At 48.9% G+C, this 16,978-nt stretch carries 15 protein-coding genes and 1 other annotated feature; of the genes, 6 read left to right on the forward strand and 9 right to left on the reverse strand.

All coding sequences use genetic code 11. The features are described from left to right. Window positions 1-237: 237 nt before the first annotated feature. The 4 genes from ACVA58_RS26900 to rluD all read right to left on the reverse strand — a co-directional run bounded on the left by ACVA58_RS26900 (window position 238) and on the right by rluD (window position 5,539). The gene (locus ACVA58_RS26900; protein ID WP_446513328.1) at window positions 238-894 is read right to left on the reverse strand and encodes a tellurite resistance TerB family protein; all 657 of its coding nucleotides are present in this window, start codon (window positions 892-894) and stop codon (window positions 238-240) included. Window positions 895-1,094: 200 nt separating this feature from the next. Further along, window positions 1,095-3,668 carry an ATP-dependent chaperone ClpB gene (gene clpB / locus ACVA58_RS26905; protein WP_446513329.1) on the reverse strand — a complete coding sequence of 858 codons (2,574 nt, stop codon included), beginning with the start codon at window positions 3,666-3,668 and terminating at the stop codon, window positions 1,095-1,097. Window positions 3,669-3,837: 169 nt separating this feature from the next. Continuing rightward, the gene (pgeF, locus tag ACVA58_RS26910; protein WP_446513330.1) at window positions 3,838-4,563 is read right to left on the reverse strand and encodes a peptidoglycan editing factor PgeF; all 726 of its coding nucleotides are present in this window, start codon (window positions 4,561-4,563) and stop codon (window positions 3,838-3,840) included. Between the two features lies 1 nt (window position 4,564). Next, a complete protein-coding gene (gene rluD / locus ACVA58_RS26915) occupies window positions 4,565-5,539 on the reverse strand; it encodes a 23S rRNA pseudouridine(1911/1915/1917) synthase RluD (RefSeq protein ID WP_446513331.1) in 975 nt (324 codons plus the stop codon). A 139-nt stretch (window positions 5,540-5,678) separates the two neighbouring features. On the opposite strand from rluD, the gene bamD reads away from it, so the two are divergent. Beyond that, on the forward strand, window positions 5,679-6,404 hold the full coding sequence (gene bamD, locus ACVA58_RS26920; RefSeq protein ID WP_446513332.1) for an outer membrane protein assembly factor BamD: 726 nt from the start codon (window positions 5,679-5,681) through the stop codon (window positions 6,402-6,404). A 101-nt stretch (window positions 6,405-6,505) separates the two neighbouring features. Here bamD and ACVA58_RS26925 read toward each other — a convergent pair whose 3' ends face one another. Beyond that, window positions 6,506-6,700, reverse strand: coding sequence for a hypothetical protein (locus ACVA58_RS26925; RefSeq protein ID WP_446513333.1), 195 nt, complete (start codon window positions 6,698-6,700; stop codon window positions 6,506-6,508). Window positions 6,701-6,769: 69 nt separating this feature from the next. On the opposite strand from ACVA58_RS26925, the gene hpf reads away from it, so the two are divergent. Next, window positions 6,770-7,123: a ribosome hibernation-promoting factor, HPF/YfiA family gene (hpf, locus tag ACVA58_RS26930; RefSeq protein WP_446513334.1), complete on the forward strand. Its 354-nt coding sequence runs from the start codon at window positions 6,770-6,772 to the stop codon at window positions 7,121-7,123. 125 nt (window positions 7,124-7,248) lie between these two features. Continuing rightward, window positions 7,249-7,372: a sequence feature (Phe leader region), on the forward strand. Window positions 7,373-7,393: 21 nt separating this feature from the next. Next, window positions 7,394-8,575 (forward strand): prephenate dehydratase, encoded by a 1,182-nt coding sequence (gene pheA / locus ACVA58_RS26935; RefSeq protein WP_446513335.1) that lies wholly within the window; start codon window positions 7,394-7,396, stop codon window positions 8,573-8,575. A 171-nt stretch (window positions 8,576-8,746) separates the two neighbouring features. Here pheA and tyrA read toward each other — a convergent pair whose 3' ends face one another. Together tyrA and ACVA58_RS26945 are read right to left on the reverse strand one after the other, a co-directional pair. Continuing rightward, the gene (gene tyrA / locus ACVA58_RS26940; RefSeq protein ID WP_446513336.1) at window positions 8,747-9,886 is read right to left on the reverse strand and encodes a bifunctional chorismate mutase/prephenate dehydrogenase; all 1,140 of its coding nucleotides are present in this window, start codon (window positions 9,884-9,886) and stop codon (window positions 8,747-8,749) included. Window positions 9,887-9,913: 27 nt separating this feature from the next. Next, window positions 9,914-10,987 (reverse strand): 3-deoxy-7-phosphoheptulonate synthase, encoded by a 1,074-nt coding sequence (locus tag ACVA58_RS26945; protein ID WP_446513337.1) that lies wholly within the window; start codon window positions 10,985-10,987, stop codon window positions 9,914-9,916. A 216-nt stretch (window positions 10,988-11,203) separates the two neighbouring features. Here ACVA58_RS26945 and ACVA58_RS26950 point away from each other — a divergent pair, with 216 nt between their 5' ends. From ACVA58_RS26950 to ACVA58_RS26960, 3 genes are all read left to right on the forward strand, one after another. Beyond that, window positions 11,204-12,904, forward strand: coding sequence for a LytS/YhcK type 5TM receptor domain-containing protein (locus ACVA58_RS26950; RefSeq protein ID WP_446513353.1), 1,701 nt, complete (start codon window positions 11,204-11,206; stop codon window positions 12,902-12,904). After that, a complete protein-coding gene (gene btsR, locus ACVA58_RS26955) occupies window positions 12,901-13,614 on the forward strand; it encodes a two-component system response regulator BtsR (protein WP_446513338.1) in 714 nt (237 codons plus the stop codon). Before ACVA58_RS26950 ends, btsR begins: the two co-directional genes overlap by 4 nt. Window positions 13,615-14,002: 388 nt before the next feature. Next, entirely contained in the window at window positions 14,003-15,487 is a 1,485-nt protein-coding gene (locus ACVA58_RS26960) for a carbon starvation CstA family protein (protein ID WP_446513339.1), read from the forward strand. Window positions 15,488-15,555: 68 nt separating this feature from the next. On the opposite strand, the gene ACVA58_RS26965 is transcribed toward ACVA58_RS26960, so the two are convergent. Then, window positions 15,556-16,302 carry a hypothetical protein gene (locus ACVA58_RS26965; RefSeq protein WP_446513340.1) on the reverse strand — a complete coding sequence of 249 codons (747 nt, stop codon included), beginning with the start codon at window positions 16,300-16,302 and terminating at the stop codon, window positions 15,556-15,558. Window positions 16,303-16,611: 309 nt separating this feature from the next. After that, window positions 16,612-16,965: a 50S ribosomal protein L19 gene (gene rplS / locus ACVA58_RS26970; RefSeq protein WP_446513341.1), complete on the reverse strand. Its 354-nt coding sequence runs from the start codon at window positions 16,963-16,965 to the stop codon at window positions 16,612-16,614. Between the last annotated feature and the right edge of the window lie 13 nt (window positions 16,966-16,978).

Here is a 16,978-nt window from a genome sequence, read left to right on the forward strand (position 1 = left end):
TCATTGATAATTCTTTTGTTGACTATCATTTCACGAGTGCCCACACAGATTGCATGGTCAAATTGTTAAAGAACAATGTTTGCCACAACTGCTCTGAATCAGTGCTTTGTCGTGACAACGGAGGCGCATTATAGAGACTTCGTTAGGTTTGGCAAGGCTACAAAATGATTTATTTTGCCAAACCGAACCAACCGGCTAAACCTTAACCCACACAGCCGTAATCGCTCAAATTTCACACTACAACTCTGCTTGCTCTTCAATTCGAGCGACAAGTTCATCGGGTAGTGACAACGCTTTAGCTAACTCATCCAAGTAGGCGCGTTCCAAAAAGTGATCAACATCTACCGTCAGCAGAGAGACTAGATACACTTCAGAGGCCAATGCCATATTATCCACTTGCTGGCTAAGCGCCATTGGGTCAAGCGGGGCATCAACCCAGCGCAGAATTGCCGTTTCACTATCAAGCTCTAATTGCTGCCCGATTATCCACTTGGCAATTGCTGTACGCTCCTGCTCATCAATATGCCCATCCGCTTTAGCCGCAAACACCATAGCTTGAAGCAGTAAGCCGGCTTTATCATCTAGCTGCTGTTGAAATACAGGCTCAGAGACGGAAGCCTCAGCAGGAACCGTTTCTTCTTGCTGCCACTTTTTATAAGCCTGGTATGCCAGTGTGCCGACCAACGCTGTTCCACCAACAGCAGCGGCTTTAGTGCCGTATTTTTTGGCTAATTTACGGGTTTTCTTATTTCCCAAAAGAGCCCCGAATACTCCCCCGCCCAAAGCGCCTTTGAGCAAGTCGTTCGACGAACCCGCCTGTTTACCTGCATGCTCCTTTCCGTTATCAAGGTATTTACTCGCTTCGCCCAGCAATTTATCCATTACTGTTTTCATATATCCTCCATTTTCATACATCTGCAGACATTCATTAAAGACTCTATAGAAGAGATTAAAAGAGGGGGTGAGACTCTATATCTGAGAAAACGTTAATATGCAGGCTAACGGGGAGAGGATGAATATGAAATGAATTTAACGGTAAAGGAATGTAAAAAAGCCCCCCTTAAATAAGGAGGGCTTTGGCTTCAAATCGGATATTACTGTTTGGCATCAATATGGCCGTCTTCAGCGACAACTTTTATCGGCTTACCCGTAACAAACTTGCCTGACAGAATGTCTTGTGCCAACGGATTTTCGATATATTGCTGGATTGCACGCTTCAGTGGACGAGCACCAAACACCGGATCGAACCCTGCTTCTGCAATCAGATCCAGAGCACTGCTATCCATTTCTAGCTGATAATCACGCTCTTCAAGGCGTTTCACCAAACGGGCGATCTGGATACTGGCAATATTCTTGATATGTTCAGCACCTAGAGGGTGGAATACCACGGTTTCATCCACGCGGTTGATAAACTCTGGACGGAAATGCTGACCCACCACGTCCATTACCGTCTGTTTCATTCCTTCGTAGTCTAACTCACCAAAGTGCTCTTGTATCCGGTCTGAACCGAGGTTGGAAGTCATGATCACCACGCAATTACGGAAATCTACCGTCCGCCCTTGCCCGTCGGTCAATCGCCCATCATCCAACACCTGTAGCAAAATATTGAACACATCAGGGTGCGCTTTCTCTACTTCATCCAGCAATATCACCGAATAAGGACGACGGCGAACTGCTTCGGTCAGGTAGCCCCCTTCTTCGTAGCCAACATAGCCCGGGGGAGCTCCCACTAAACGGGCAACCGAGTGTTTCTCCATAAACTCTGACATATCGATCCGCACCATGGCGTCGTCACTGTCGAACATGAAATGTGCCAGAGATTTACACAGTTCGGTTTTACCCACCCCAGTTGGACCAAGGAATAGGAACGAACCTATTGGACGGTTTGGATCAGACAAGCCAGCCCGGCTACGACGAATTGCATTCGACACCGCATCGACTGCCTCATCCTGGCCGATAACGCGCTTGTGCAACGCTTCTTCCATCCGGAGCAGCTTGTCGCGCTCCCCTTCCAGCATCTTAGCAACCGGGATCCCCGTTTGGCGGGAGAGTACTTCCGCGATTTCCGCGTCGGTCACTTTGTTTCTTAGCAGGGTCATTTCCTGCATTTCCGCCTGGGCAGCCAAGTCGAGTTGTTTTTCCAACTCAGGGATCTTGCCATATTGCAGCTCCGACATCCGGTTGAGATCACCCGCACGACGGGCTATTTCCATATCCGTACGTGCTTGTTCAAGCGCCGCCTTGATATGTTGCGTACCGGACAAGGCCGCTTTCTCGGCATTCCATACTTCTTCTAATTCAGCGTAGTCACGCTCTTTTTTATCCAGCTCATCACGCAGATCACTCAAGCGCTTCTGGCTGGCATCGTCACTCTCTTTTTCCAACGCCTGCTGTTCAATCTTGAGCTGAATAATGCGCCGCTCTAAACGGTCAAGGGATTCAGGTTTGGAGTCGATCTGCATGCGAATACTAGATGCCGCTTCGTCGATCAAGTCGATCGCTTTATCCGGCAGCTGTCTATCTGAAATATAACGGTGTGACAGTCCCGCCGCGGCAACAATCGCCGGGTCGGTGATTTCCACGTGGTGGTGGAGCTCGTAACGCTCTTTCAAGCCACGTAAAATAGCCACCGTATCTTCTACCGTCGGCTCATCCACCAGCACTTTTTGGAATCTACGTTCAAGCGCGGCATCTTTTTCAATGTACTGGCGATACTCATTGAGGGTGGTTGCACCAACACAATGTAGTTCACCTCGAGCCAGTGCAGGTTTTAGCATGTTGCCGGCATCCATTGAGCCTTCGCCTTTACCAGCCCCCACCATGGTATGCAGCTCATCGATAAACAGGATGATACTGCCTTCTTCTTGCGATAATTCGTTAAGCACCGATTTCAGGCGCTCTTCAAATTCACCACGGTATTTCGCTCCCGCAATCAGCGCCCCCATATCCAAGGAAAGGACACGTTTGTGACGTAATCCCTCAGGAACCTCGCCATTGATGATGCGCTGCGCCAAACCTTCAACAATCGCGGTCTTACCGACCCCCGGCTCCCCGATGATCACTGGATTGTTCTTGGTACGGCGCTGCAGCACTTGAATGGTACGGCGAATTTCATCATCGCGGCCAATAACAGGATCCAACTTGCCCTGCTCGGCACGTTCGGTCAGGTCGATGGTGAACTTTTCCAATGCCTGTCGGTTTTCTTCGGCATTGGGATCATCGACATTCTGGCCACCGCGGACTTTTTCGATCGCCTGCTCTATTTTTTCGGCGGTCAACCCTTTTTCTTTCAATAGCTGACCAAGCGGCCCTTTGTCATCAGCCGCCGCCAGAATAAATAACTCAGACGAGATATATTTGTCTTTGCGCTTCTGAGCCAACTTGTCACACATGTTGAACAACATGCCCATGCCATGCGACAGCTGCACATCACCACCAATGCCGCTTACCTTAGGTAGTCGCTCCATTAGCTCTGATAAACCCGATCGCAACTGAGCAATATCGATGTTCAGTAGGGTGAGGAGTGGACGGATGGTACTGCCATCCTGATTCAATAATGCCACCATCAAATGGGCGGGTTCTATGTACTGATGGTCTCGCCCCAATGCTAGCGATTGAGCATCAGAGATTGCCATCTGGAACTTGCTAGTAAAACGGTCAAGACGCATAAATCCTCCTATCTTCTCTCACAATAAGATATGGTGGCCTAGCTCTCATTTTTCAAGCCAAATTTTCCTCTGTTAGTCGTCTTAAGTATGGTTTACCCGTTACGTCAATAATCACCTAATAACAAAAAGCCCTGCATAAGCAGGGCTTTAAAAGAATATGTTCGATTGGCTATTCCAGCCAAATCAAGGTTGCCTGGCGACCTGTAACCCCATCGCGGCGATACGAGTAGAACTGCTCGGGATCGGAGTAGGTACAACTATCTCCACCATAAACCTCGCCAACGGATACGCTAGTAAGACGCTGACGAGCCAGTAGGTACAGATCAGCCAACCACTTATCACCATAAGGCTGAAAAGCTTGTACCGCAGCGGGGTCATGGGCGAGAAACTGCTCACGCACTTCTCCACCGACTTCAAATACCTGCGGGCCAATGGCCGGACCGAGCCAAGCCATAAGCTCCGAGCCCGGAACTGAAAACTTAGCAACAGCCTGTTCAATAATGCCATCAACCAAGCCACGCCAACCGGCATGGACAGCGGCAACTTGTGTACCTTGTCGATCACAAAGGATCACCGGTAAACAATCTGCCGTCATTACCACACACGGTAATTGAGGCTTTGCGGTGTAACTACCGTCAGCATCGATTACTGATGAGTGAGCTTGTTCAAGGCTCACAACATCAATACTATGGGTTTGGTTCAGCCATACTGGTGCTATAGCCAATCCAAGTTGATCCTGTAACCACTGACGGTTTTGTAGTACAACCTCTGGTTCATCCCCAACGTGGTTACCGAGGTTCAAGCCTTGGTAAGCCCCGATGCTGTTACCACCTTCACGGGTGGTCGCAATGGCTTTCACATTAGCAGGCGCTGGCCAGTCGGGGACGATCCACATACTAGTACTCTTCTTCTTCGTTCGCGTCTTTATCCTTACGTAGGATACTGATCATCGCCACCATGTCGATTGGAAGTGGCGCACGCCATTCCATCAGCTCACCTGTGATCGGGTGCGCAAGACGAAGCATTCGTGCGTGTAGGGCCTGACGATCAAACGCACGCAGCGCCTGAACTAGCTCATCGGATGCATTTTTTGGCGGACGAGGTCGACCACCGTAAATCGTATCACCAATCAGTGGATGGCTTAAGTAAGACATATGTACACGAATCTGGTGGGTACGGCCGGTTTCCAGTCGCAAGATAATACGAGTATGCTCGCGGAAATGCTCTGCCACGCGGAAACGAGTAATTGCGGGTTTGCCAAACTCACTGACAGCCATGCAAATACGTTTGGTCGGGTGACGACCGATAGGCTTTTCTACCGTACCACCACCAGTCATCCTACCCATTGCAATCGCTTCGTATTCACGCGTTATCCGGCGTTTTTGTAGCGCACGGACCAGGCGAGTCTGCGCCTGAATCGTTTTTGCCACCACCATCAGACCTGTGGTGTCTTTATCCAGACGGTGGACGATACCTGCACGTGGTACTTCAGCCAAAGACGGGCAGTGGTGAAGTAGCGCATTGAGTACAGTTCCATCCGGCGTACCGGCACCTGGGTGTACGACAAAGTCACGCGGCTTGTTGATGACGATAATGTGCTCATCTTCGTGTACGATATCTAACGGGATATCCTGAGCCACCCAGCGGACTTCGTCTTCGATTTCCGCTTTGATCGACAGCTCTTCACCGCCCATCATTTTCAAACGTGGTTTTGTCGTGACTTCCCCATCGACAGAAACCATACCATTAAGGATCCACTCTTTGATCCGTGAGCGGGAATAATCGGGGTGTAATTCAGCGATAACCTGATCGAGGCGCAAGCCAAGTTGGCTATCTTTTACTGTATTTGTTAACTCTATCTGCTGTGCCATAGCGAACTTTTTTAAAAAGCGTGGGACTAAACGTCAAACGCTGCGTAAAATAACATAATAGTGTCATTGTATCTGTTAACGGCTCAGACCGTAATGGATCCACCGAAATAAAATTTTTATCAAGGAAACAGTCGCCGCAATGAAACGCCTGACTCTATCGTCTCTTCTTGCCGTCGCCATACTTTCAGGCTGTTCAAGCACGGAAGAAGTGGTACCGGACGTACCGCCATCTGAACTTTACGCCACCGCCCAGCAGGCCCTGCAAGGCGGAAGTTGGACCACCGCTATAGAACGACTGGAAACTCTGGATTCCCGTTATCCGTTCGGTGCCTACTCTGAGCAAGTTCAGCTGGACCTTATCTATGCCTACTACAAAAACGATGATCTTGCGCTAGGTGAAGCAACGATCGATCGCTTTAACCGCCTAAACCCAGCTCACGAAAAAGCCGACTGGGTACTGTATATGCGCGGCTTAACCAGCATGGCACAAGATCGCAGCTTTATGCATGACTTGTTCAGCATAGATCGCCACGACCGCGATCCTGAGCCTGCCCGTAAAGCCTTCCGTGACTTCAAACGCCTGCTAGATCGCTATCCGAACAGTCGCTATGCTGCGGATGCTCAGGCACGTATGGTCTTTTTGAAGAACCGCTTGGCCGATTACGAGCTGGCTGCTGCCGACTTCTATCTACGCCGTGAAGCATGGGTCGCCGCAGTTAATCGCTCCCAGCTCATTCAGCGTGAATACCCGGATACTGAAGCTGCTCGAAAATCCTTGCTGATCATGGAAAGCGCTTACGACAAACTTGGCTTAAGCGAGCCTCTGGAAAACACCCGTAAGCTCATCGCACTCAACCCAGTCTAACCCACTGGTGTTCAGGCATAAAAAAACAGCAGCCCAAGGGCTGCTGTTTTTTTATCTCGATTATTTGCTTCAACGACTACTGGATAAAAGACTGGTCAAAATTAACACAAGCCTATGTTATTAACCGAAAAAGACCCCTGAATAGCACCAGCCACCAGCGTTCGTTCTTCCCTCATACTGCCCCAAGTTTCTAGCGTTCTACAAGCATTTTCTTCAAACTTTTTTGCAACAAACAAAGCATGATCACAGAATTTTTCTGGACAATATTTTAACAGCGCAATCGTGATCTTGATCACATTATTGAATCCTGAATTTAGTAATCTGAAGTTAACCCAACGAAGGGTAGCAAAAGAGGAAAGATAATTATGACAGTAGACATTACCGGCAAAAACCTAGATATCACCCCTGCTATCCGTGAGCGTATTGAGTTTAAATTCAAGAAGTTAGAAAAGTATCAGGTTCCACTTATCAGTAAGCACGCGGTGATCAGCACCGAGCCAAACCGTAAATTTAAAGTTGAAGCATCTGCTGCTATTCCTGGAGGTCAACTAGTCGCCTCAGCAGAGCATGACGATATGTACGGTGCCATTACTGAGGTATACCAAAAGCTGGAGCGCCAACTGAACAAACAAGCTCACAAACCATCGGCACGCCGTGCAAGCCACAGCGACAAGCCACAGATTGAAGAAGCAGAAACCGAAGCCGAAGAAGAAGCATAATTATTCAAGAGGATTTGATAAACAGCCCTGCCCTGCAGGGCTGTTTAGTTTCTGCTTGACAAGAGTTGCAAGGCTGAATAATGTTGAGCCATAACTAACCCAAAACCATAACATTCAGTATTTATGCAAATGACCAAACTGTTTTTCTTTAGCTTCTTTTTTATGTCACCTTAATCGGGGGGCTATTCGTTGCGAAAGAAACAAGCTAAAGACGAACAGACAGCCTCCTAACCAGGAGGCTTTTTTGTATGAATAAGACAGGGAGCGACAATGACAGAACCGCAGTATTCGCTGGACGAAATCAGAACCAACGTCAGCCGTATCGATAATGAAATCCTAAAACTGCTTGCCGAGCGTCGCCAATTGAGTTTGGAAGTGGCCAAGAGTAAAATCCAAACCGCCAAGCCAGTGCGCGATCAAACCCGTGAGCAAGCACTATTGCTACGCTTGATCGAAACAGGCCAATCCTTACAGTTGGATGCCCAGTACGTCACCCAGATCTTCCATACCATTATCGAAGACTCCGTCTTGTTCCAGCAGGCCTTCCTGCAAAAAATCGCCAACCCTGAGAGCTTACAACCTGTCGCCCGCGTTTCTTTCCTTGGTGCTAAAGGCTCCTACTCCAATCTTGCCAGTCGCAGCTATTTCAGTAAAAAACAAACAAAGCTGGTTGAGATCGGCTGCTCGACTTTCCGCGATGTCCTGCACACGGTGGAGATTGGCAATGCCGACTACGGTGTCCTGCCAATCGAAAACACCAGTTCAGGGTCGATCAACGAAGTCTATGATCTGCTCCAGCATACCAGCCTGTCAATTGTCGGTGAGATCAACCAGCCTATTGAGCACTGCCTACTTGCAGTTGCAGATACCAAGCTTGAAGATATTGATACCCTGTACTCGCACCCTCAGCCACACCAGCAGTGCAGCGAATATCTCCACTCAATGGGCAATATTACCCAGGAGTACTGCTCAAGCACGGCAGAAGCGATGAAGAAAGTCGCTGAGCTGCAGTTGCCCAACGTCGCGGCTATCGGCAATGCCTCAAGCGGTGAGCTGTACGGGCTGACCCCGCTCAAATCCAATATTGCCAACCAGCAGGAAAACTACACCCGCTTTATCGTCGTCGCGCGCAAGCCCGTGGAAGTAACCTCGCTGATCCCTGCCAAGACCACCCTAACCATGTCTACAGCGCAAAAAGCCGGTTCGCTGGTCGAGTGCCTGCTGGTACTGCGTAACCTCAATATCAACATGACCAAACTAGAGTCGCGCCCGGTGATTGGCAACCCGTGGGAAGAGATGTTCTACGTCGATGTCGAGGAAAACCTAAAATCAGACGTAATGCAGGAAGCGTTGGAAGAACTGACTCGCCTGACCCGCTTTATCAAGGTACTGGGCTGCTACCCGAGCGAGAACGTCAAGCCGGTAGATCCTGAAACTGGTGACTTGCTTTAAGTCAGTTGCCATTCGAAACAAGGCACAGGCACATAACTGAATAAGAATATGCCGTCGATATCCTGGTTTCAAAATTGCATTACCTAAAAGCCGAAATAAACAAAAAGCCCACGCACTGCGAAGTACGTGGGCTTTAATTATCTGATTGTCTCGTCCTGAAAGGTGCTTTGCTTAGCGCCCTGACGAAGTACGGTGAGTTGAGTCGTTCGCCTGTCTAAGTAATCCCTGGCTCTCGATTAAAAAATGCTGGGCATAATCCCCAAACCAATTTTCAACCCGGCCAAAGGCCTGCTTGAACGTCTCTTTGTCTTGATTATCCAACATCACAATGGCTTCGCCAAAACGTTGGTGGAAGCGTTTGATCATTGCGAGGTTCTGCGGCGACGACATAATGATATCCGCATACAACTGTGCATCCTGGGCAAACAGGCGCCCCACCATAGCCAGCTCCAAACGATAGATTGGTGAGCTGAGCGATAGCAGCTGCTCTAGCTTCGGATCTTCTTCGGCAAGGTGCACGCCATACACAAAAGAAGTGAAGTGGCGCAGCGCCTGGATCAGGGTCATACCTTCATCGTGCTCAATCGCACTAATCCGGTTAAGGGTTGCCCCCCAAATCTGGATCTGCTCAAGCAACCACTGGTAACTTTCAGGGTTACGGCCATCACAATAGGCAACAACCTGTTTAGCCAAGCTGGAAATGTCTGGCCCAAACATCGGATGCAAACCAACCACTGGGCCACGGTGTACTTCCAGCATAGCCTGAACAGGGCCACTCTTCACCGAGGTCAAATCAGCAAGGATACAGTCTTCCGGCAGGTTGCCCAATTTAGCGATAATGGTTTCGGTCAAGTTGATCGGCACTGACACTACCACCATGCCAGCATCGGCTAGCAGCTCATCTGCTCGGTCCCAATCCTGACTGCCAAGCTTGCGCACCTGATAACCCGACAGCTCAAAAAGGCGGCAGAACAAACCACCTAATTGGCCATGGCCACCAACAACCACAATCGGCCGCAGCTCCGGCTTGAGACATTTGAAGCCAGAATCATTTTCACTGGCGTAAGACTCACGCATGGTACGACGCAGGATATCTTCGATCAGATCCGGCGGTACCCCTTTGCTTTCTGCTTCCAGACGTCGTGAGGCCAGCATAGCTGCTTCACGATCAGGGGCATAAATCGGCAAGCCATGCTGGCTTTTCACATGGCCGACCTCTTCGACCAGGGATAGACGGCGGGCTAGCAGCTCCACCATCTGGCGGTCGACATCATCAATTTGATCTCTTAGTTTACTTAGTTCAGCGACCATCTATGGCTCTCTGCATTCGTGGCGGATTTAGTCTTCAACACGCTGCTGAAGGAATGGCGTAAGCTCTTGGTGCGTATGGCGCAACAAGGTATCAGTCGATTCCCAATTGATACAGGCATCGGTGATAGACACACCATAAGCCATTTCTCCACGCGGAAGATCCGTACTCTGGTTTCCTTCATTAATATGGCTTTCCAGCATCAAACCGATAATAGACTTGTTGCCCTCACGGATTTGGTGGATCACATCTTCGGCAACCAGTGGCTGACGACGGTAATCCTTGCGGGAATTAGCATGGCTACAGTCTACCATCAGCGAAGGAGAAAGGCCTGAAGCATTCATCTCGTTTTCACACTCGGTCACAGAGACTGAATCGTAGTTGGTTTGCTTGCCACCACGAAGAATAACGTGGCCATCTGGATTACCTTGGGTGTTAAGTAGTGCAACCTGACCGTCACGGTTGATCCCCATGAAGCGGTGGCCAGAAGCTGCAGCCTGCATCGCATTAATCGCAGTACCCAAACTGCCGTCGGTACCGTTCTTGAAGCCAACCGGCATCGACAGGCCACTCGCCATTTCACGGTGAGTCTGAGATTCCGTGGTACGAGCGCCAATGGCTGCCCAGCTAAATAAATCCCCCAGGTATTGCGGGCTGATCGGATCCAGCGCTTCGGTCGCTAGCGGGATCCCCATTTCAACTAAATCAATCAGTAGTTGGCGGCCAATATGCAACCCTTCTTCCACTTCGAATGAGCCATCAAGGTGCGGGTCATTGATAAGCCCTTTCCACCCCACTGTCGTACGTGGTTTTTCGAAGTAGACCCGCATCACAATGTACAGTTGATCACTCAGCTCTTCAGACAGCGCTTTTAGCTTCACCGCATACTCTTTTGCGGCTTCGATATCATGGATTGAGCATGGCCCACATACTACCAACAAACGGTGATCGCGCTTGTGGATGATATCGGCAATAGTCTGGCGAGATTGGCGAACGAAATTGAGGGCGTTTTCACTCACTGGCAGTTTGGTGCGCAGCTCTTGCGGAGTGATCAATACCGACTCGTTTTCGATATGGACATTATTCAGCTGGTCTTTTTGCATGAGGGCTTCCCTGTAAACTAATTAATACAAACTGTAGAAAGAAAAACAGGACTGCCCTGTTGTTAAACAGACAATAGCAGGCCTGGGATAAAGATTGCAACACCCTGTAAAGAAAAAAATCCACCGTAAATAAAAATTTACAGCAAAGGCATTTTTGGCGCTATTGCTCAAAGCCAGTTACCATAATGGCAATGCCCACTCGCACTCCCTATGGCAATGGAACTGATTTTTTCTCTATTACAGCAGCTCAGCGTATACCTAGTACTGGCATACCTACTTAGCAAAACCCCACTATTTATGCCCCTGACCACTATTTCAGGTCGGCTATCACAGCGCTTTACTTGCTACATCCTGTTTTCCCTCTTTTGTATTTTAGGCACTTACTTCGGATTACACATAGAAGATGCAATTGCCAATACCCGGGCAATCGGTGCTGTTATGGGCGGTTTACTCGGTGGACCCGTTGTTGGCTTTGCCGTAGGACTGACCGGTGGCCTTCACCGCTATAGCCTCGGGGGCTTTACCGATCTGGCCTGTGCCATCTCTACCACAGCCGAAGGCCTGATTGGTGGGCTAATGCACAGCTACTATGTGCGCCGGGGTCAAGCCGATCAGATTTTCCGCCCACAGGTGGTATTAGTGATCACTCTGGTGGCCGAAATTGTCCAGATGCTGATCATCCTGGCGGTTGCCCAGCCGTTTGAAAAAGCACTCGGCCTAGTCAGTGCTATCGCTTTGCCTATGGTGATTGCCAACTCGATCGGGGCTGCTTTTTTCATGAGCATCATCCAAGACAGAAAAACCATTTACGAAAAATACTCTGCCGCCTTCTCAAGCCGTGCCCTTAAAATCGCTCAGCGATCGGTGGGGATCTTCAGCCAGGGTTTTAACGAAGAAACCACCAAGAAGATCGCCAAGATTATCTACCAAGAAACCGGTGTTGGTGCCGTTGCGATCACCGACCGCGAAAAAATCCTCGCTTTCATCGGGATCGGAGACGATCACCATTTACCCGGCACCCCGATCTCTTCCGGTTATACCCGTCGTGCCATTGATGGTTGCGAACTGGTGTATGCAGACGGTTATGATATCCCCTACCAGTGTTCGCTTCATGACAAGTGTAAACTGGGCTCGGCACTGGTGATCCCACTGATGGGAGGTAACCACGAGGTGCTTGGCACCATCAAGCTCTACGAGCCCAAGCGCAAACTATTCTCTACAGTTAATCTCACGCTGGGAGAAGGGATAGCCAAGCTGCTTTCCAACCAGATTTTGACCGGACGCTATATCCAACAGCAAAACTTGCTGACCCAAGCCGAGCTACGCCTGCTGCAAGCCCAGGTAAATCCGCACTTCTTGTTCAACGCCCTCAATACCATCAATTCGGTGGTCAGGCGCGATCCGGACAAAGCCCGCCAGCTGATCCAACATCTGTCGCAATTCTTCCGCCGTAACCTCAAGCAAAATATTGAAACGGTAACCCTGCAAGAAGAGTTGCAGCACATCCACGCCTACCTGGAGATTGAACTGGCACGTTTTTCCGATCGGCTTAGTGTCGAGGTTAATGTTGCCAATGAATTGATGGCGATGAAAGTACCCACTTTCACCCTGCAACCGCTGGTCGAAAATGCGATCAAACACGGCACCTCATCCCTATTGGAAAATGGTAAAATCGCTATCAACGGCTTTATCGAACAAGATCACGTCATCCTAGAAGTCGAGGACAATGCCGGTAACTATGTGCCTATCGGTGAGGAAAGTGGTCTTGGTATGAAGATTGTCGATAAGCGGCTGAAAAACATGTTTGGCAAACAGTATGGCCTAGCCATGACCTTTCAGGCCCACGAATGGACTAGGGCAACGATCAAACTGCCCGTTGATACCCTTACACACCGTAACGGAGAGCATGCGGCATGATTAAAGCCCTTGTCATTGATGATGAAAAATATGCCCGAGAAGAGTTGATCGACCTGCTGGAAGAAGATGGATCGATCGAGGTGATAGGGGAATGCAATAATGCCATCGAAGCGCTGAAGAAAATCAATGCCCTCAAACCCGATGTCGTTTTTCTCGATATCCAGATGCCGCAAATCACCGGCATTGAAATGCTGAGCATGCTCGACCCTGACACCATGCCCAAGGTGGTATTCGTTACCGCCTACGATGAATATGCACTCAAAGCTTTTGAGGATAATGCCTTCGACTACCTGCTCAAACCCGTTGAAACCTGCCGCCTGACCAAGACCATCAAGCGGCTGGCACGGGAATGCCAACCTGCAGACTACTCACCGCTAGTCAGTGATATGCTGGAGTTAATCCCTTGTAGCGGCCACAACCGAATTTTGCTGCTTCGCCCAGACGAAATAGAAACCGCCTATTCCGATCTCAGTGGCGTTCACGTCGTAAGCCACGATACCGAAGCGAGCACCCAGCTAACCCTGAAAACGCTGGAAGAAAAAACCCCGTTGATCCGCTGCCACCGCCAATACCTGATCCACCCGACAGCGATCAGGGAGATCAAGTTGTTGGAAAATGGCCTCGCCGAGATTACTACTGTCGGTAGCCATCAAGTACCGGTCAGCCGACGCTACCTCAAAGAGCTTAAAGATCGCTTCGGCCTCTGCTGATCCCTTTAGGCCCGCTTTATATGATGGAGGAGCCACCTCCATCAATTGCTTCAAACCTCTCTCAGTCAGCTGAATACCAGCCTGCCCCACAGGCCCTAATAGAAAAGGTTCCCATAGCAATACCCTGACAATGATCACGGAATTAAAATTCTGCGTTCCACCGCTTAACCCTCGGTAAAACCGTTCACCCAACTCGATAAAACCGCTTAATGGCATTATCGACCACTTACCTTGCCATACAACCACTCACCCCTTTTGCGGGTGAATATTGATACCAAGCGAGTAGGATGACAGCCATCAAAATAAGTTTTGCCCAGTTGCCGAGGGTGTAGAGGCAAGGGATGCAAAACTCACAACCCCCACTCCAATAGGATTAGAGAGACAAGATATGGCCTGGTTTCTGATGTGTGTTGCAGCGCTAGTAGGTGGATACTTCATCTACGGTGCGTTCATTGAAAAGATCTTCGGTATTAACGAAAAACGCCAAACGCCTGCTTTTACCAAGCAAGACGGTGTTGATTATGTCCCAATGTCGAATAAGAAAGTGTACCTTGTTCAGCTACTGAACATTGCCGGTGTTGGCCCGATTTTCGGTCCTATCATGGGTGCACTATACGGTCCAGCAGCCATGCTATGGATTGTCCTAGGTTGTATCTTTGCCGGTGCTGTCCACGACTACTTCTCGGGCATGCTGTCTGTACGTAACGGTGGCGCTTCAGTACCGACAATTACCGGCCGCTACTTGGGCAACGGTGCAAAACACTTTATGAATATTTTTGCTATCGTACTGTTGCTACTTGTGGGTGTGGTATTCGTATCGGCGCCAGCCGGCATGATCACGAACCTGGTCAACGAGCAAACCAATATCGGCATGTCGATGACCACCATGGTCGTTATCATCTTTGCTTACTACATCATCGCCACTATCGTTCCTGTAGATAAAATTATCGGCCGTTTCTACCCACTGTTCGGTGCGCTGCTCATCTTCATGTCTGTTGGCCTGATCACCGCTATCGCCTTCTCTAGCGAGCATACCCTGCTTGGCGATTACGAGATGAGCCAGATGTTCACCAACATGAACCCGAATGACCTGCCACTGTGGCCAGCGCTATTTATCACCATCGCGTGTGGTGCAATCTCAGGCTTCCACGCCACCCAGTCACCGCTGATGGCACGTTGTATGGAAAACGAGAAGAACGGCCGATTCGTATTCTACGGCGCAATGATCGGTGAAGGTGTGATTGCCCTTATCTGGTGTGCCCTAGCACTATCATTCTTTGGCTCGGTAGAGTCACTACAAGAAGCCGTCGCTAACGGTGGTCCAGGTAACGTAGTTTACAGCTCATCTATCGGCCTACTCGGTGTATTCGGTGGTATCGTTGCTTTCCTAGGCGTGGTTATTCTACCGATTACCTCGGGTGACACCGCATTCCGCTCAAGCCGCCTAATTCTGGCTGAGTACTTCAACATGGAGCAGAAATCGCTACGCAATCGTCTACTGATGGCACTACCACTGTTCGTACTTGGCGGCATCCTGACTCAAGTTGACTTTGGTATCATCTGGCGCTATTTCGGCTTTGCCAACCAGAGCACCGCGGTAATGATGCTGTGGACAGCATCGGCTTACCTACTGCGCCATAACAAGCTGCACTGGGTAACAACGGTACCGGCTATCTTCATGACCACGGTATGTATTACTTTCATCCTGAACAACAGCCAGCTAGGTTTCGGCCTACCAATGACGGTATCGACTATCGCGGGTATCGTGGGTTCACTGTCAATCGCAGGCTATGTTATCAAGCGCTCTAAAGGCAAAGGTGAAACCGACCTTGCTGACGAAGAGACCGCTGAAGGCAGCACGGAAACCGCGTAAGTTTTCACCTCCCCCTGAAAACACAAAAACCAGCCGCAAGGCTGGTTTTTCACAAGCAAAAATAAAGCTTATTCGGCAGCAGGGAAGATCTGCACACCGTCAATATCGTATTTTGTTACCTGTTGGCTAGGTAGGCCATCATTCCAAGCCGTTTGGATAGACACACCTGATGCACGATCAATCCACTGATGTAGGACGCCATCACTCTCTGCGCTATCGTCAATGGTAAAGTGACAAGCTTCATAGCTAACACCATCAACATTAACGTCATCGAATCCTTCAAAAGTGATAGTGATATCGTAAGACTCAGTCTCAGAGCCGATACATTGCTCATCAGGCTCACAATCATTAGTCCAATCCCAATCGCGGTCAAGACTACCAGAAGTTGTTGAGCTTTCTCCTTCGTTAAGCCCAAAAATCAACATCGGTTTTGCCGGCTTATAAACCCTTTTGTCAAAGTCTCCATCGATCTGAGCCCACTCTTCACCAGCCATAAAGATAGATTTACCATCAACGAAGAAATATTCTGCATCGTAGCCATATTCATCTGAATAACCAATACTTAGCAAGCCATTCATACCTTCAAAAGATGCACCAGATTTAACATCAATAGAGTACGTGTCTTCATCTTGTTCATACTTCTCTGTAATTGTATGAACTCCAGCTTTCCAAGCGTCAGCATTGAAACACACTTCGGCTTCACCACCAGTTGGGACTTCAGGAAGATCTTTATCACTACCAGAACTAGAAGAACCGCCGCAACCAGCAAGTAATGCAGTGGCGACTGCAACAGACGCAATTGTAAATTTATTCATTATTAGTAACTCCTATGTATATAGCGTTACTCATCATCCTGAATAGAAACTTGCCGGCAATACATCATTCATTTCAATGTGTAAATTACGAATGATATCTAAACAAAATTTATATTATTTTTGACTTTCATCTGACAGAAGTAATTTTACACTTCTAAATCAGCAACATAAAACAGATTACGTTGCATTTATATGCCCCCATCCACACCAAAAACATGCTCCACAAAATGCATACAAACTCGTTTTTCACGCATAAAAAAAGCCCACCTTGCGGTGGGCTTTTTCATTAAACGTCTTACGCGTCGAGAATTACTTAGTAGTAAGCTTCTCGCGGATACGTGCAGATTTACCTGAACGCTCACGTAGGTAGTACAATTTGGCACGACGTACTGCACCACGACGTTTAACAGTAATGCTGTCAACGATTGGAGAGTGAGTCTGGAACGCACGCTCAACGCCTTCACCGTTAGAGATCTTACGAACAGTGAATGCAGAGTGTAGACCACGGTTACGCTTAGCGATTACAACGCCTTCGAAAGCCTGTAGACGCTCGCGGTTACCTTCTTTTACCTTAACTTGTACAACAACAGTGTCACCTGGTGCGAAAGTTGGTAGGTCTTGTTTTAGTTGCTCGTCTTCGAGCTGCTTAATGATGTTACTCATTGGTAAATACCCT

It is taken from the genome of Photobacterium sp. DNB22_13_2, from assembly GCF_052873915.1.

Bases quoted from the DNA above. Each gene is read 5' to 3' on its own strand.
- ACVA58_RS26900 (WP_446513328.1), bottom strand. From the start codon at position 894: ATGAAAACAGTAATGGATAAATTGCTGGGCGAAGCGAGTAAATACCTT.
- hpf (WP_446513334.1), top strand. From the start codon at position 6,770: ATGACAGTAGACATTACCGGCAAAAACCTAGATATCACCCCTGCTATC.
- pheA (WP_446513335.1), top strand. From the start codon at position 7,394: ATGACAGAACCGCAGTATTCGCTGGACGAAATCAGAACCAACGTCAGC.
- pgeF (WP_446513330.1), bottom strand. From the start codon at position 4,563: ATGTGGATCGTCCCCGACTGGCCAGCGCCTGCTAATGTGAAAGCCATT.
- ACVA58_RS26960 (WP_446513339.1), top strand. From the start codon at position 14,003: ATGGCCTGGTTTCTGATGTGTGTTGCAGCGCTAGTAGGTGGATACTTC.
- ACVA58_RS26965 (WP_446513340.1), bottom strand. From the start codon at position 16,302: ATGAATAAATTTACAATTGCGTCTGTTGCAGTCGCCACTGCATTACTT.
- rluD (WP_446513331.1), bottom strand. From the start codon at position 5,539: ATGGCACAGCAGATAGAGTTAACAAATACAGTAAAAGATAGCCAACTT.
- rplS (WP_446513341.1), bottom strand. From the start codon at position 16,965: ATGAGTAACATCATTAAGCAGCTCGAAGACGAGCAACTAAAACAAGAC.
- tyrA (WP_446513336.1), bottom strand. From the start codon at position 9,886: ATGGTCGCTGAACTAAGTAAACTAAGAGATCAAATTGATGATGTCGAC.
- bamD (WP_446513332.1), top strand. From the start codon at position 5,679: ATGAAACGCCTGACTCTATCGTCTCTTCTTGCCGTCGCCATACTTTCA.
- ACVA58_RS26950 (WP_446513353.1), top strand. From the start codon at position 11,204: ATGGAACTGATTTTTTCTCTATTACAGCAGCTCAGCGTATACCTAGTA.
- clpB (WP_446513329.1), bottom strand. From the start codon at position 3,668: ATGCGTCTTGACCGTTTTACTAGCAAGTTCCAGATGGCAATCTCTGAT.
- ACVA58_RS26945 (WP_446513337.1), bottom strand. From the start codon at position 10,987: ATGCAAAAAGACCAGCTGAATAATGTCCATATCGAAAACGAGTCGGTA.
- btsR (WP_446513338.1), top strand. From the start codon at position 12,901: ATGATTAAAGCCCTTGTCATTGATGATGAAAAATATGCCCGAGAAGAG.